The sequence below is a fragment of the Sinomonas sp. genome, assembly GCF_036848755.1.
Classification (GTDB): Bacteria; Actinomycetota; Actinomycetes; order Actinomycetales; family Micrococcaceae; genus Sinomonas.
The window spans coordinates 1-15,644 of sequence record NZ_DAIUJO010000086.1 but is presented as its reverse complement, the minus strand read 5'-3'; the positions used below and the strand labels follow the sequence as shown (position 1 = coordinate 15,644).

Below are 15,644 nucleotides of genomic sequence, written 5' to 3'. Positions count from 1 at the left end.
CGACCGCGAGCTGCGCGAGCCGTCCCGCGAGCGAGGAGTCGAGCCCTCCGCTGATGCCCAGGACAAAGCCCTTGGCGCCCGTGGCCTTCACGTAGTCCTTGAGGAACCCAACCCTCGCCGTCACTTCTTCGGCCGGGTCGATCTCGGGCTTGACGCCCATTTCATCGATGATCTTCGCCTGAAGTTCGCGCATGGGCTTAGCCTACCCACGTGACCGTTAAGCTGAACAAGAAAGCGTTCGAACACGCGAAATCGCTGGTTCGGGAGGGCAAAGTCGTGCGCGACAGCCGCGACGACTGGAGCGAGCATGCTCCGAGCACTCAGGAGCTGAGCGACTTCCTCGACAAGAAGGGGCCCGGCGAATACTCGCAGTGGTTCCTCGGGATCGACGACGAGGCGTCCGAGGAGAGCAAGGCGCACTACAAGTTCCCATTCGGCGACCTCAGCAAAGTGCATCGATGCGCAGTGATCTCCGGCGAGAGCCGCGCGAGCCAGTACAACCACGATGAGATCCGCGAGGCCCTCGGGGACCTCCTCAAGCGCATCGACGAGTCCTGAAGGACGGGCTCCGGAAGGAGCCAGTCCTGAAAAGGCGCCCGGCCCGGCCTGCAGGGGCCCGGTCTGGCGGTCTGCAGGGAGCGGCAAGCGGTTGCCTAGCGTCCGGGGTCGTCACTAGGTTGGGAAGATGTCATCTGAGGCGTCCGCTGAGTCCCCCCAGTCCCGCGTGAGGCGCGCCGCCGTCGTCGGCTGCGGCGACATCTCGGCCCAGCATTTCGCCGCGATCGAAGCGGTCGACGGCGTCCGGCTGGCCGCCGTCGTCGACACCGATCCGGGGCGGCTCGCCGAAGCGCAGGCCGCCCACGGCGTACCGGGGTACGCGACCCTCGGTGAGCTCCTCGACGCGGGCGAGGTCGACGTCGTCCACCTCTGCACGCCTCACAACGCGCATGCTCCGCTCGCGCTCGAAGCCCTAGCGCGTGGGGTCAGCGTGCTGACCGAGAAGCCCGTTGCCCACACGCTCGCGGACGCGGAGGCCCTCGCCCCGGCGGCCCGAAAGGCGTTCGCCGAGCACGGAGCGCAGTTCGGCGTGTGCTTCCAGAATCGGTACAACGCCACGATCCGCGCGCTGCGGGCCCTGCTCGAGAAGGGAAGCCTGGGCCGCGTCCTCGCCGCGAACGCGACCGTGATGTGGCACCGCACCGCCGACTACTACGCGGCGCGGCCCTGGCGGGGCAGCTGGGAGGGCAGCGGCGGGGGCCTCCTGATGAACCAGGCCATCCACACGCTGGATCTCCTCCAATGGCTCGTGGGTCCGGCGCAGGTCGTTGGCGGGGGAGCGTCGAGGCGCGCGCTCGAGGGCGTGATCGAGGTCGAGGACACAGCGGACATCCTCCTCGAGCACACAACGGACGACGGCGGGTCCGTCCGGTCCGTCTTCTACGCGACCAATGCGAACGCCGTGAACTCGCCGGTGACCCTCGATCTTGTCACCGAGCGCGCGGAGCTGAGTCTCCGGGGCGTCCTGACCGTCAGATACGCCGATGGGACGATCGACGTAGTGGAGGAGTCTGGGGCGCTTCCCGGGGAGCGGAGCTATTGGGGCGCCTCGCATCGCCTGCTCATTGCAGACTTCTACGCGTCGCTCGACTCGGGCGTCCCCTTCTGGATCGGGGCGGAGGAGGCCACGGCGGCGTTGCGGCTCATCAAGGACGTCTACGCGCGGTCCTTCGCCGAAGGAAGCTGGCGCTAGCCCGCGAAAGCTCTTCGTCTCGGGTACAAAAAACCTCTTCGTCTCGGGTACAGAAACGCCCAGCTCTCCTCGTTCCGGGTACAGAAACTCCCCTTTGGCAAGTGATGGCAAACGGTTTCCATCCCGTGCCACGCCTGCCTACGGTGAGAAGGGTGTGGCGGTCGTCACGAACACGGCCCACGAGTCGAACGAGGAGAGCGCAACGATGGCCAGGATCGGCGTCCAGGCGATGATGCTCAAGCAGAGCTTCGCGGAAATTGGCCCATTCGAGACCCTACGCAAGGTTGCGGACATCGGGTATCGCGTGGTGGAAGTCTCCCAGATCCCCATGGACGAGGAGAACGTCGCGGAACTCGAACGGGCACGGGGGGAACTCGGCGTCGAATTTGCCGCCTTGTCCGCCCAGCTCGACGGCGAGAAGGGGGCGACGCCGTACCCCCTCGCCGTCGACGTCGAGCGCGCGGTCGCCGACTGCCGGCGGCTGGGCAGCCGAATGCTCCGGATCGGAATGCTGCCCATGGGCGAGCTCCGCAGTGAGACGACCGTGGTCGACTACGCCAAGCGCGCAGAGAAGGCGGCGCAGGCCCTCGAAGGCGAGGGGATCTCGCTCTACTACCACAACCATCATGTCGAATTCGCGAAGATGGGCGGTCGTCACATCCTCGACATCCTCGCCGCCGAGGCGCCGAGCATGGGCCTCGAGATCGACGTCCACTGGGTACAGCGCGGGGGCCTCGACCCGGTCCGCACGCTCGCGCGGTATGCCGGTCGCACGGCCATGGTCCACCTCAAGGACTATCGCATCGGTGCCCTCTCGGAGGAGGGCATCATCGCCCACCAGACGGGTGACCACGCCGCCTTCCAGCGTCATTTCTGGGACACGGTCCAGTTCGCCGAGGTCGGTGAGGGCAACCTCGACTTTGCCGCCATCGTCCCCGCCTCGATCGAGGCCGGTGCCCAGTATCTGCTCGTCGAACAGGATCAGCTGTACGGGCGCACGGTCTTCGAGGCACTCCGGATCTCCCACGACAACCTCGTGGCCCTCGGGTTCCGGCACCTCTTCTAGAAGCACAGCTTCTAGAGCACCGATCAGCAACACGGACAGGAGCAGCAGGGAAGCATGAGCAAGAAAGTCCGCCTCGGGATCGTCGGCTTCGGCAATCAGGGCAGCAACTACGCAAGGTTCCTCAGTGAGGGCAAGGTCCCGAACATCGAGCTGGTGGCAATCACGGACATCGACCCGGCCCGGCGTGAGCTCGCGGCCGAGCGCCACCCCGAGCTCGCTATCTTCGACGACTACCTCACGATGCTTGGCTCGGGTCAGGTCGAGGCTGTCGTGACGACGGTTCCGCACTACCTCCACCCGCAGATGGGGATCCAGGCCCTCGATCGCGGCATCCACGTCCTCATCGAGAAGCCGGCAGGCGTGTACACGAAGCAGGTGCGCGAGCTCAATGAGTTTGCCGCGTCCAAGCCTGAGCTCACGTTTGCGATCATGTTCAACCAGCGCACGAACCCGCTGTTCCGGCGGCTCAAGGAGATCGTGGCGTCAGGCGAGATCGGGGCGATCCGGCGCACGAACTGGATCATCACCACCTGGTACCGGCCTCAGGCCTACTACAACCAGAGTGCGTGGCGGGCGACGTGGGGCGGCGAGGGCGGCGGCGTCCTGGTGAACCAGGCCCCGCACAACCTGGACCTGTGGCAGTGGATCTGCGGCGTGCCGAAGAGTGTCTTCGCGAAGGCTGGCTTCGGCTTCCGCCGGGACATCGACGTCGAGGACGAGGTCGTCGCCGTCGTGGACTACGGCAACGGGGCCACCGGGACCTTCACGACCGCGACGCACGAGATCGTCGGAACGGACCGCTTCGAGATCTCAGGCGACAACGGCAAGATCGTCGTCGAGGACTCCAAGACCGCCGTCGTGACCCGCTACCGGGGCTCCGAGCAGGAGATCAACGCGAGCATCCCGACAGAGGACATCTGGAAGATGACGAGCGCCGACTTCAACCCCGACGAGTACTACACGCAGGAGCCCGTCGAGTTCGATTCGAAGTGGGGCGGCCAGCATGCGACCGTGTTCGAGAACTTCGCGGCCAACATCCTCGACGGAACCCCGCTCATCGCTCCAGGCACCGACGGAATCCTCGGCGTGCGGCTCGCGAACGCCATCCACCTCTCCGCCTGGACGGGCAAGGAGGTGCCGATGGACTTCGACGAGGACGAATTCCTCGCGCTCCTGAACAAGAAGATCGCGGAAGAGGGCAAGTTCCCGCAGCGCGCCTGATCCCTCGTTGCGCCGTCACCTCCGCAGGGTGGACACCCTGCGGAGGTGACGGCGCAACTGTCTGGTCAGCGGGGCGCCGGCCCCGTCGACGCCCGGACCTTGAGGTGCGTCGGCATGACGGCGAGTTTGCGGGGCGTGCCCCCGCGGATCGGGTCGAGCTGGGCCATGAGCATCGAGACCGCGACGCGGCCGGCCTGCTCGATGGGCGAGGAGATGGTCGTGAGCGGCGGATTGCAGAAGTCGGCCCCGAAGATGTCGTCGCATCCGACGATGCTCATGTCCTCGGGCACCCGCACGCCGCGTTCGCGGAAGCGCTGGAGCATGCCGATGGCCAGGAGGTCGTTGAAGGCGATGACCGCCGTCGCCCCCGTGCCGAGCGCGCCGTCGGCCGCCGCGGCGCCGGAGAAGGCCGTGGGCGCGTAGGGTCCCAAACGGGTCGCCGACATTCCGCGCTTGCCCGCGGCCTCCTCGATCGCCTTCCAGCGCCGGTGGTTCGACCACGAGCTTGTCGGACCGCCCGCGTAGGCAATGGACTTGTGCCCGAATGACGCAAGGTGCTCGAGTGCTTGGACCACGGCCCCCGGGGTGTCGATGAGCACCGTCGGAGCTTCCGCCGTCGCGCGGTTGATGGTGACGAGCGGCTGCCGCAGCGCGGCGTCCGTGAGCTGTTGGTCCGTCAGGCGCGACGCCGCGAGGATCACGCCGTCCGTCGAGCGGCGCAGCTTGCGGAGGGTATCGAGTTCGACGTCGGTCGCCTCCTCCGTGTCGACGAGCAGCTGGGTGTAGCCCGATGCCTTGAGCTGGTATTGGGTGCCCCGGATGATGTCGAAGTAGAAGGGGTTGGTGATGTCCGGGACCAGGACGGCGATGACCCCGGTGCGTCCCGAGCTGAGCCCGCGCGCCTGGGTGCTCGGCACGTAGTGGAGCTCCGCCGCGATGCGCTCGATCTTCTCGCGGGTTCTGGCGTTCACCCGCTGGGGATTCGAGAGCGCGCGGGACACCGTGGAGGTGGCGACGCCGGCCAGCTCGGCGATGTCCCGGATTGTCGGCATCCGCTCGGCTGAAGAGGGCGCATCTGGGGTCATGGCGTCCATTGGAGCACCGGCTGGCAACTTTTGGCAATCGCTTGCCGTTCTGTTGCACATCTTCTTAGGCTCGTGCTTATCGATGCAGGGGTGAGCTCGGTCACATTGGCTTCCCTGTCGTACTCAAGGAGGAGACACATGCGCTTCGGTACCAAGGCCACTCTGGCCGCGATCGCGACAGCGGCGGCACTCGCCCTGTCGGCTTGCGGCAGCGGATCAACAAGCAGCTCGTCGGGCGGCCCCGTCAACGGAGCCGGCAAGACGCTCGATGTCTTCATCGGCCGGAACACGACCTATCCGCAGCAGCAGCAGCAGTGGTTCACTGACACCGCGGCCGCGTTCAAGAAGGCCACCGGAGCTGATCTGAAGTTCGAGACGTTCGCCTCGGGCAACGATGAGCTGACAAAGATTCAGACCTCGGCGGTGTCCGGCCAGGGCCCCGACATCTACGACCTCGGCACGACGTTTACCCCAACAGCGGTCGCGACGGGCGCCTTCGCCCAGCTCAGCGACTCTGATTGGAACGCGATCGGCGGCAAGTCCAAGTTCAACCAGTCGGCGCTCGGGATCTCCGGCCCGGATTCGAGCCACCTGTACGCGGTCCCCTTCGTGAGCCGGCCGTTCGTCATGGCCTACAACACGACCCTCCTCAAGGCAGCCGGCATCGACAAGCCCGCAACGACGTGGGACGGCCTCGTGCAGCAGGCCAAGAAGCTGACGGACCCCTCGAAGGGCCAGTACGGCATGGCGGTCGCCTACAAGGACAACTTCGACCCGTGGAAGTACATCTGGGCCATGTCCGAGCAGCAGGGCAACAAGCTGGTCGATGGCAAGACGGCCAATATCAACAACTCGACCGTGAGCCAGGCTTACCAGACGTACTTCGGGTGGCTGACGCAGGACAAGGTCGTGGACCCGGCTTCGGTGGGCTGGTCGAACAGCCAGGCGCTCGCGAACTTCGCCTCTGGCAAGTCCGCGTTCTTCCTCATGACGTCCACGGGATCGCTCAACACGCTCAACAACTCGGCGATCAAGAACAACTTCGACTACGCGCTCATGCCGACCTCGCTCAACGGTTCCAATCCGAACGGGGGAACCGCTGTCGCGTCGATCCTCTCGGGCGACAACATGGGGGTTGCCTCGTACTCGAAGAACAAGGACCTCGCCTTGGCCTTCCTCAAGCTGGTGACCGACAAGGACCAGCAGCTCAACTACCAGAAGATCTTCGGTGATCTGCCGACGAATGCTGACGCCCTGGCGTCCCTCGATTCTGCTCCGCACATGGCGGCCGTCACCGACTCGGCCAAGAAGTCGTATGCGACGCCGTTCACCGGTGCATGGGCAGACATCCAGCTGGCCCTCGTCAATGTCGTGGTCCAGAGCATCCCCGACCTCGCATCCGGGAATGTGTCCGATTCGAACCTGAGCCAGCGCCTCCAAGCAGCGCAGAACACCGCGCAGCAGTCCTTGAGTCGAGCCAAGTAACCCAGCGGATTCACTTCGCAGAGGCAAGTCATGACTACAGCTAGCAATCCCGCACCGAAGACCCGGCTGGCCGCTCGCGCGGCCGGCCGGGCCCCGGCCCAGCCCGCGCCCGGCACCCAGGCCGGGCCGCCGAGTCAGGTCCCGGACAAGCGGCGGCGCGGTATGTCCGAGCGCAACCGTCCCTTGTGGATGCTCATCCCGGGCGGCGTCCTCATGGTGGTCGTCATCGTGGTGCCGCTCATCCTCGGCGTGTACATCTCGTTCCTGGACCTGGACCAGTACACGCTCCGCCAGTGGCTCTCGGCCCCGTTCATCGGCGTCGCGAACTACGTCGAGGCGATTGTGCAGTCCGGGATCTTCCGCTCGGTCTGGCTCAGCGTCTCCTACTCCGCCATCGCGACGATCGTCACGCTTCCCCTCGGCATCGCCGCGGCCGTGGCGACGCAGAACAGGTTCCGCGGCCGGGCCCTCGTGCGCTCGGTCTTCCTGATCCCGTACGTCCTCCCCGGATTCGTGGTGGCCACGGTGTGGCGGACCATGTTCCAGCCCGGAGGCATCATCACGACCCTGCTTCACCACATGGGCGTCAATCCCGGCCTCTTCCTCAACGGGCCCAACACTTACTGGGTGCTCGTGTTCGTGCAGATCTGGTCCTCTTGGCCGTTCATCTACCTGCTGGCCCTCTCCGGACTCCAGGGCGTGGACCACGAGGTCCACGAGGCGGCCGCCCTCGACGGAGCGCTGTGGTGGACGAAGCTCCGGTATGTGATCTTCCCGTACCTCAAGGGCCCGATCTCGCTCGCCGTCCTCATCGGGATGCTGAACCACATCAACAACTTCACGCTCCCCTATGTGCTGTTCGGGCTTCCGGCGCCCAACGACATCCAGGTGCTTCCGTACCTGACGTACGCGACGAGCTTCGAGAGCTTCCGCTTCGGCCTCAGCGCCGCCATGGCGGTCGTCTCGCTCATCCTCATCGCGATCCCGCTGTTCGTGTACCTGCGCGCCGTCAAGCTCGACGACGCCGAAACCCCCGGAGGCCGCAAATGACCGGTCCCTCAGCCGCCCAGCGGCGCATCGTCCCCGGTGTGCGCCCCGCTCCCGCAACGTTCGGCGCTCCGTTGGGCGCCGACGTCGAACGCCCCGGTTCGCGCCAGCAGCGCGAGGTGACCCGCCTGCTCCCCGGATGGCTGCTGGCCGCAATCGCGGCCATCCTCTGCGCCGTGGTCCTGATCCCGATCGTGTACATCTTCCTGGCCTCGCTCAACTCGGACATCGGCGTGGCGTCCGGCGAGTTCTGGCCGAGCTCGTGGACCCTCGGCAACTACGTGAACATCTGGACGAGCGTCGGCCTCGCGAACGGGCTGACGAACTCGATCATCGTGGCCGGCTCGACGGCGGTCGTCTCGGCGGCCTTCTCCATCGGCACGGCCTTCGTCCTGGTCCGTTACCAGTTCCGAGGGCGTCGGACCATCCTCCGCGCGCTCCTCGGCCTCCAGAGCATCCCGGGGACGCTGCTCGTGCTCCCGCTGTTCGTGCTGTTCTCCTCCTCGGCCACGTATCTGGGCCTGCAGGTGATCGGCACTCGCTGGGGCCTGTTCATCACCTACCTGACGTTCTCCCTCCCGTTCTCGACGTGGGTCATGGTGACGTATCTCCGCGGCCTGCCGCGTGAGCTCGAGGAGGCCGCCAGGATCGATGGGGCGACGAATCTCGGCGTGCTGACCAAGATCATCCTGCCGCTGAGCTGGCCCGGCCTCGTCGTCTCGGCCATCTTCGCGTTCTTGCCCGGCTGGAACGACGTGCTCTTCGCGTCTGTCATGACCAATCCGAGCAGCCAGACCGCCGCCGTCGCGCTGCAGGTCTTCTCCAGCAGCACCGAAGGCGGCGCCATCCCGCTCTACGGGCAGATGATGGCCGCATCGCTCGTGTGCGCCGCGCCCGTCGTCCTGATCTACATGTTCTTCCAGAGGTACCTAGTGGGCGGCCTGACCGCCGGAGGAGTCAAATAGCAATGGCGAAAGTCGAGTGGGCACTATCCGGTTTCGGGGACGAGATCGACGACGACCCTCGCGTCCAGGCGGCTGTCATGCGCGCTCTCGGGGCAAGCCACATCGAGGTCCGGGGCGCGTGGGGCACGAACATCATCGAGCTGAGCGAGGAGCAGCTCGCCGAGCTCAAGAAGGTGTTCGACGAGGCCGGTCTGAAGGCTTCCGCGATCGCCTCGCCCATCGGCAAGGTCGACGTCGGCCTCCCGGTCGAGCACGAGGTCGAGCGGTTGGGCCGGGCCCTTCGGGCGGCGGAGGTCCTCGGCGCCCCCTACATCCGGATCTTCTCCTTCTACTACGAGGGCAAGGCGCCCGAGGACGTCCGCGACGCGGTCATCGAGCGGATGGCGGCGCTCGCGCGCCGCGCCGAGGGAACCGGCGTCGTGCTCGTGCACGAGAACGAGAAGGACATCTTCGGCGACATCCCCGAGCGGGTGCTCGACATCGTCGAGACGGTGGATTCCCCCGCCCTCAAGCTCGCGTGGGATCCCGCGAACTTCGTGCAGGTGGGCGTCAAGCCTTTCTCCGACGGCTACGAGCGTCTCCGCCCGCATGTCGTATACCTCCAGGTCAAGGATGCGCTGTTCTCGACCCGTCAGGTGGTCCCCGCGGGCGAGGGCGACGGGGAGGTGCTCCGGACGGTCGAGGCCCTCCGCGACAGCGGGTACGAGGGCTTCGCATCGCTCGAGCCTCACCTCGCGTACGCCTACGAGACGGGCGGCTTCAGTGGGCCGTACGCGTTCGGGGTCGCGGCGCGAGCGTTCGCGAAGGTCCTGGACGCGGCAGGCGTCGGGGTCGCCTGAGCAGAGCCTCCGCGGGTCTCCCCAATTCCAGTTCCGGCTTCCCCAACTTCAGTTCCGATTTCCCCGGCTTCAGAGCGGACGACGGCGCGACTCGCCGTCGGTTTCCGCCGACTCGCTGCGTCGGTTCACTTGAAGCTGGGGAATACGGCGCAAGAGCTGGGGAATCGGGAGCCCACCCTTCCGAGGCCACCTCATCCTTCAGACGAATCGAGAGTGACGATGACTGATTCCCTTGCCGCCCACCCGGACCGGCTCTTCCCGGCCGACCCGGGAACGCGCCGGATCGCACGCGAGCTGTACGCCGACGTCGAGCATTTCCCCATCCTGTCCCCGCACGGTCACGTTCCGGCAGAGTGGATCGCGGACGACGTCCCCTTCCCGGACCCCACCGCCCTCCTCGTCACCCCGGACCACTACGTGACCCGGCTCATCCACGCATCCGGCGTTCCGCTGAGCGAGCTCGGATTCGGGGAGGGGCAGGGACGGGAGGCCTCCCTCCAGGGCTGGCGCCACTTCGCCGAGGCGTGGCCGCTCTTTGACGGCACCGCGTCGGGGTATTGGCTGCGCAGCGAGTTCGAGCATGTCTTCGGTCTGCCGGCAGAGATGGTGGAGTCGTTCGGGCCGGAGAACGCGGACGCCGTGTACGCCGCGATCGCGGCCAAGCTGGCCGAGCCGGACTTCCGACCCAGGAAGCTGTTCGAAGACTTCCGGATCGAGGTCCTGGCCACGACCGACGACCCTCTCGATTCCCTCGAGGCGCATGAGCGGCTCGCGAAGGACGAGTCCTTCCGCGGCCGCGTGCTGCCGACATTCCGGCCCGACGCGTACATCAACGTCGCCCACCCGGAGTGGGCCGAGCGGGTGGAGCGGCTCACGGCCGAGGCATCCGGCGGGGTCGGCGGGTTCGCCGGCTACCTGCGTGCCCTCGAGAGCCGCCGGCGGTACTTCGTGGACCACGGCGCGGTCTCGGCGGACCACGGGGTCCGGACCCCGCTCACGCTCAGGCTCGAACAGTCAGAGGCAGAGGCCCTGTTCGACAAGGCCCGCCGCGGGGATGTCACGGCGGCCGACCGGGATGCGTTCGAGGCCCACATGATGTGGGAGATGGCGCGGATGTCGGTCGAGGACGGGCTCGTCATGACGATCCACCCCGGCTCGTACCGCAACCATCACGGCCCCACGTTCGCCGCGTACGGCGGGGACACCGGCCACGACATCCCGTTTGCGGTGAACTACACGGAGGGTGTCCACGCGCTCCTGCAGGATTTCGGCACGGCGAAGGACTTCCATCTGGTCCTCTTCACGCTCGATGAGACCGTGTTCTCCCGAGAGCTCGCCCCGCTCGCGGGGTTCTACCCTTCGGTGTACATCGGAGCCCCGTGGTGGTTCCTCGACGCGCCGGACGCGATGCTGCGCTTCCGCTCGGCCGTGACTGAGACGGCCGGGTTCTCGCGGTCCTCGGGCTTCATCGACGACACGCGCGCGTACTGCTCGATCCCCGCCCGGCATGACACCTCTCGCCGGGTCGAGGCATCGTTCCTCGCTAGGCTGGTCGCGGAGCATCGCGTCACCGAGGCGCGCGCGCACGAGCTCATCGTCGACGTCGTCGACCGCGCGCCGCGCCGCGTCTTCAAGCTCTAGCCGCCAGGCTGCAGTCGTCTAGGAGGAAGCCCATGCCGAGCACTACCACGGAGCTGCCGCTCCTGACCCGTCACGGAGAGCCCGCCCCGCCGGTGCGGATCGTCCACCTCGGCCTGGGCGCGTTCCACCGCTCGCATCAGGCGTGGTTCACGGCGAGGGCGCGCGACGCCGCGGAGTGGGGCATCGCGTCCTTCACGGGCCGACGCCCGGACGCGGCGCTCGCGCTCGCTCCGCAGGAGGGGCTGTTCACGCTCATCGAGCGCTCCGCGGACGGGGATCGCTTCGAGGTCGTGGGTTCGATCGCAGAGGCCGTCGACGGCGCCGACGTCGGGCGGCTCGAGGAGCTCCTTGCCGCGCCCGAGACGGCGGTCGTCACCCTCACGGTGACCGAGAAGGTGTACGACGACGACGGCCCCGACGCGCCGCTCGGGCGCCTTGTGCGCGGGCTCGCAGCGCGGCGCGCTGCGGGAGCCGGGCCGATCGCCGTCGTGAGCTGTGACAACCTCGCCGGCAACGGCGAGGTGGCGAGGGCCGCCGTCGTCCGCATTGCCGAGGACCTCGACGCCGAGTCGGAGGAGGGCGGGCTCGCCGCCTGGGTGCGGGAGAACGTGAGCTTCGTCGGCACCTCGGTGGACCGCATCACGCCGCGGACGACGCCGGACGACGTCGCCGAGGTCGCCGAGCGGTGCGGGTACCGGGATGCGTCGCCTGTTGTGGCCGAGCCGTTCGCGTCCTGGATCCTCTCGGGCGAGTTCCCGGCCGGGCGGCCGGCGTGGGAGGACGCGGGCGCACAGTTCGTGGCCGACATCGAACCCTTCGAGAACCGCAAGCTGTGGCTCCTCAACGGAGCCCATACGATGCTGGCCTACTCGGGTCAGCTCAGGGGCCACGAGACCGTGGCGGATGCGCTGGGCGATCCCGTGTGCCGCCGGGCCATGGCGGAGTTCTGGGACGAGGCCGCCCGGCATCTCACGCTGCCCGAACTCGACGTGCCTGCGTACCGCGCGGCCCTGCTCGAGCGGTTCGCGAACCCCCGGATCGCCCACTACCTCGCACAGATCGCCCAGGACGGCTCGCTCAAGCTGCGCCTGCGGGCCGTGCCGGTCCTGCAGGCGGAACGTGCTGAGGGCCGGGGTGGCCTCGGTGCGGCGCGCATGATCGCGGCCTGGATCGACTGGGTTGGGAGTGGCGCGGACATCTCCGATCCCCTCGTCGGAGCTATCCGGGAAGCCCTCGGAGGTGAAGGGCGGGAGCGGACGGAAGCCCTGATCCGGCTCGTCGACGCCGATCTCGCCGCGGACGCCGCCGTCGTCGACCTCATCCATGGACTCTTGGGCTTCGCAGCGCACTGACATGGCAACTGGTGGCAACCGATTGCCACTCCCAGCGCGAGCCTCAGTATTCTGGGGTGGAGCCGCCAAGACCGTCGCATCACGCGCACGGTGCGAGGAACCCGTTCTGAATGGAGAGGACCACCATGAAGATCGTTGCCGCCGAGGTGTTCGTGACGAGCCCGTCGCGGAACTTCGTGACGCTGAAGATCACGACCGACGAGGGCATCACGGGCATCGGGGACGCGACGCTCAATGGCCGTGAACTCGCGGTCGCGGCGTACCTGAAGGAGCACGTCGCCCAGCTGCTGATCGGCAAGGATCCGCACATGATCGAGGACACGTGGCAGTTCCTGTACCGGTCCTCGTACTGGCGGCGCGGCCCGGTGACGATGGCGGCGATCGCGGCGGTGGACATGGCGCTGTGGGACATCAAGGGCAAGGTCGCGAACCTGCCCGTGTACCAGCTCCTCGGCGGAGCGTCCCGCCGCGGCCTGCGTGCCTACGGGCACGCGTCCGGCACGGACCTGCCCTCGCTCTTCGACTCGATCCGGCACCACCTCGAGCTCGGCTACAAGTCGATCCGCGTCCAGACCGCCATCCCCGGCATCAAGGCGGTCTACGGCGTCGCGGCGCAGACGCAGGCCTCGGGCGAGCGCTATGACTACGAGCCGGCAGGGCGTGGGGCATTCCCCACCGAGGAGGACTGGGACACCCGGGCGTACCTCAAGCACCTGCCGACCGTGTTCGAGGCCGTGCGGAACGAGTTCGGCCCGGACATCCCGCTCCTGCACGATGGCCACCACCGGATGACGCCGATCCAGGCGGCGAAGCTCGGCAAGGCGCTCGAGCCGTACGACCTGTTCTGGCTCGAGGACTGCACCCCGGCCGAGAACCAGGAGGGGCTGCGGCTCGTGCGCCAGCACACGACGACGCCGCTGGCGATCGGCGAGATCTTCAACACCGTGTGGGACTTCCAGCTGCTCATCCGCGAGCAGCTCATCGACTACGTCCGGGCGGCCTCGACGCACTTCGGCGGGATCAGCCCGCTCAAGAAGGTCATGGACTACGCGGCCCAGTACCAGATCAAGTCCGGCTTCCACGGTCCCACTGACATCTCTCCGGTCGGGTTCGCTGCGCAGCTGCACGTGGGCCTGGCGATCCACAACTACGGGATCCAGGAGTACATGCAGCACTCCGAGGCGACGAACACGGTCTTCGAGCAGTCCATGACCTTCATCGACGGCTACCTGCACCCGGGCGAGAAGCCGGGGCTGGGCGTCGAGTTCAACGAGGAGGCCGCAGCAACCTACCCGTACCAGCAGGCCTATCTGCCGTACAACCGGCTCATCGACGGCACGGTCCACGACTGGTGACCGAGGTGGGCGGGGTGCCGCAGGTGCTGCACGTCATCGTGATGGGCGTCTCGGGCTCGGGCAAGAGCACGGTAGGGGAGCTGCTTGCCAAAGAGCTCGGCGGCGAGTACCTCGACGGCGACGTGCTGCACCCTCAGGCGAACATCGACAAGATGGCGGCGGGCATCCCGCTCACCGACGAGGACCGCGAGCCGTGGCTGCACACGATCGGCGATCGGATGGCCGCCAGCCACGGGACGATGGTGATCGGCTGCAGTGCCCTTCGGCGGATCTACCGTGACATGATCCGGCACGCTGCGCCGGACACCCGGTTCGTGCACCTCGTCGGGAGCCGGGAGATCCTCGCCCAGCGGATGAAGACCCGGCCCGGGCACTTCATGCCCCCCGCCCTGCTCGACTCGCAGATCGAGACGCTCGAGGACCTCGAGCCCGACGAGTCGGGGAAAGAATTCGACATCTCCGAGTCGCCGGAGGAGATTGCCCACGACGCCGCGGAGTGGCTCCGCAGCTTCTGATCCCCTCGAGGAGCCGAGAACTACAGGGAGGACGACGACGGAAGGCACCTTCCGTCGTCGTCCTCCCTTGGTCTAGAGTGTACCGGGAGGTTTCTCCCAGTTTTGCGGCGTGTTCACTTGACATTAACATTGTGTGCGTTTTCCTAGGATGCACTAGCGGAACACGACCCCGATTTAGAAGGCTGATATGGGCACCGTCAAGGCCGAATATCCGCGGCCCCGCCATTTCCTCCTCCACCTCAGCGACACTCACCTGCTCGCAGACGGCCAGCTTCACGGCAATCTGGACGCCGCCGCGAAGCTCGAGCGTGTGTTCGAGCAGGCGGCCGACGCCGGAGGGTCGCCTGAGGCGATCGTCGTGACGGGAGACCTCGCGGACAGGGGGCAGCGGGGGGCCTATGAGCGGCTGCGGAAGATCGCCGAGCCGGCTGCCGAACGGCTGGGTGCCCGCCTCATCTGGGCCATGGGCAACCACGACGACCGGGCCGAGCTGAGGTCTGCCCTCCTCGGCGAGGAGCCTTCGACCGAGCCGCTCGACCGCGTGCACTGGCTCGGCGGCCTTCGGGTCATCACGCTCGACACCACAGTCCCGGGGTTCCACCACGGTGAGCTCGAGCCCTCCCAGCTTGAGTGGCTCGCCGAGGAGCTCGAGTTCCCCGCGCCGGATGGGACCCTCCTCGCGATGCACCACCCGCCCGTGCCGTGCGTTCAAGATCTGGCTGTGCTCGTCGAGCTGCGCGGCCAGGCGGCCCTCGCGGAGGTGCTGCGGGGGAGCGATGTCCGCGCCATCCTGGCCGGCCACCTTCATTACTCCACGAGCGCGACGTTCGCGGGAATCCCTGTGTCCGTCGCCTCGGCGACCTGCTACACGCAGGACCTCGCCGCCGTCGTCGATCCGGAGAACGGGATCCGGGGGACCCGCGGACGTGACACGGCCCAGGCGTACAACCTGGTGCATGTCTACGCCGACACCGTGATGCACTCGGTGGTGCCGGCTGCCGGCGGCGAGACAGTCGGCAGGGAGGTAGCGCCGACTGAGGTCGCGCGTATCCTCGCCCAGGCCGGCGTCGAGTTCCCCGAGGACGAAGGCGCGTTCCAAGGCGATCCTGCCTTCAAGGACGACTCCCACCCCACCACGGGAATGCTCCCCGTCCTCTGACCCCCCGTCCTCCGCCTCTGACGTTTCGGGTACAGAAACTCCCCGCATAGGGCGTTTCGGGTACAGAAACTCCCCGCATAGGGCGTTTCGGGTACGGCAACACAAGAGGCGCTCGACGCCGCACGTGAGTTGCCGTACCCGAGACGATCAGGGGTGGGGATAGC

Annotated in this window: 14 protein-coding genes and 1 pseudogene; 13 read left to right on the top strand and 2 right to left on the bottom strand. The window is 67.3% G+C overall.

Going from position 1 to position 15,644, the window contains the following annotated elements:
- A pseudogene (locus V7053_RS13615) lies at positions 1-193 on the bottom strand (ammonia-dependent NAD(+) synthetase); the annotation flags it as partial.
- 17 nt (positions 194-210) lie between these two features.
- Between V7053_RS13615 and V7053_RS13610 the strand changes: the two are divergent.
- From V7053_RS13610 to V7053_RS13595, 4 genes are all read left to right on the top strand, one after another.
- Complete coding sequence (locus V7053_RS13610) at positions 211-558, top strand: hypothetical protein (RefSeq protein ID WP_334172813.1); 348 nt, start codon at positions 211-213, stop codon at positions 556-558.
- Between the two features lie 127 nt (positions 559-685).
- Positions 686-1,750, top strand: a complete 1,065-nt coding sequence (locus V7053_RS13605) for a Gfo/Idh/MocA family protein (protein ID WP_334172812.1) — start codon at positions 686-688, stop codon at positions 1,748-1,750.
- A 154-nt stretch (positions 1,751-1,904) separates the two neighbouring features.
- A complete protein-coding gene (locus tag V7053_RS13600; RefSeq protein WP_334172811.1) occupies positions 1,905-2,816 on the top strand; it encodes a sugar phosphate isomerase/epimerase family protein in 912 nt (303 codons plus the stop codon).
- A 54-nt stretch (positions 2,817-2,870) separates the two neighbouring features.
- Entirely contained in the window at positions 2,871-4,037 is a 1,167-nt protein-coding gene (locus tag V7053_RS13595; RefSeq protein ID WP_334172810.1) for a Gfo/Idh/MocA family protein, read from the top strand.
- 65 nt (positions 4,038-4,102) lie between these two features.
- Here V7053_RS13595 and V7053_RS13590 read toward each other — a convergent pair whose 3' ends face one another.
- On the bottom strand, positions 4,103-5,122 hold the full coding sequence (locus V7053_RS13590; protein ID WP_334172809.1) for a LacI family DNA-binding transcriptional regulator: 1,020 nt from the start codon (positions 5,120-5,122) through the stop codon (positions 4,103-4,105).
- Positions 5,123-5,260: 138 nt separating this feature from the next.
- On the opposite strand from V7053_RS13590, the gene V7053_RS13585 reads away from it, so the two are divergent.
- From V7053_RS13585 to V7053_RS13545, 9 genes are all read left to right on the top strand, one after another.
- Entirely contained in the window at positions 5,261-6,607 is a 1,347-nt protein-coding gene (locus V7053_RS13585; RefSeq protein ID WP_334172808.1) for an ABC transporter substrate-binding protein, read from the top strand.
- A gap of 30 nt (positions 6,608-6,637) precedes the next feature.
- Complete coding sequence (locus V7053_RS13580; RefSeq protein ID WP_334172807.1) at positions 6,638-7,657, top strand: carbohydrate ABC transporter permease; 1,020 nt, start codon at positions 6,638-6,640, stop codon at positions 7,655-7,657.
- A complete protein-coding gene (locus tag V7053_RS13575) occupies positions 7,654-8,619 on the top strand; it encodes a carbohydrate ABC transporter permease (protein WP_334172806.1) in 966 nt (321 codons plus the stop codon). The genes V7053_RS13580 and V7053_RS13575 overlap by 4 nt, the downstream gene beginning before the upstream one ends.
- A gap of 2 nt (positions 8,620-8,621) precedes the next feature.
- Positions 8,622-9,458 (top strand): sugar phosphate isomerase/epimerase family protein, encoded by an 837-nt coding sequence (locus tag V7053_RS13570; protein ID WP_334172805.1) that lies wholly within the window; start codon positions 8,622-8,624, stop codon positions 9,456-9,458.
- A gap of 219 nt (positions 9,459-9,677) precedes the next feature.
- A complete protein-coding gene (uxaC, locus tag V7053_RS13565; RefSeq protein WP_334172804.1) occupies positions 9,678-11,099 on the top strand; it encodes a glucuronate isomerase in 1,422 nt (473 codons plus the stop codon).
- A 32-nt stretch (positions 11,100-11,131) separates the two neighbouring features.
- Positions 11,132-12,451, top strand: a complete 1,320-nt coding sequence (locus V7053_RS13560; RefSeq protein ID WP_334172803.1) for a mannitol dehydrogenase family protein — start codon at positions 11,132-11,134, stop codon at positions 12,449-12,451.
- Positions 12,452-12,576: 125 nt separating this feature from the next.
- Positions 12,577-13,806, top strand: coding sequence for a D-mannonate dehydratase ManD (gene manD, locus V7053_RS13555; protein WP_334172814.1), 1,230 nt, complete (start codon positions 12,577-12,579; stop codon positions 13,804-13,806).
- Complete coding sequence (locus V7053_RS13550; RefSeq protein ID WP_334172802.1) at positions 13,803-14,321, top strand: gluconokinase; 519 nt, start codon at positions 13,803-13,805, stop codon at positions 14,319-14,321. Before manD ends, V7053_RS13550 begins: the two co-directional genes overlap by 4 nt.
- A gap of 187 nt (positions 14,322-14,508) precedes the next feature.
- A complete protein-coding gene (locus V7053_RS13545; protein ID WP_334172801.1) occupies positions 14,509-15,480 on the top strand; it encodes a phosphodiesterase in 972 nt (323 codons plus the stop codon).
- Positions 15,481-15,644: the final 164 nt, after the last annotated feature.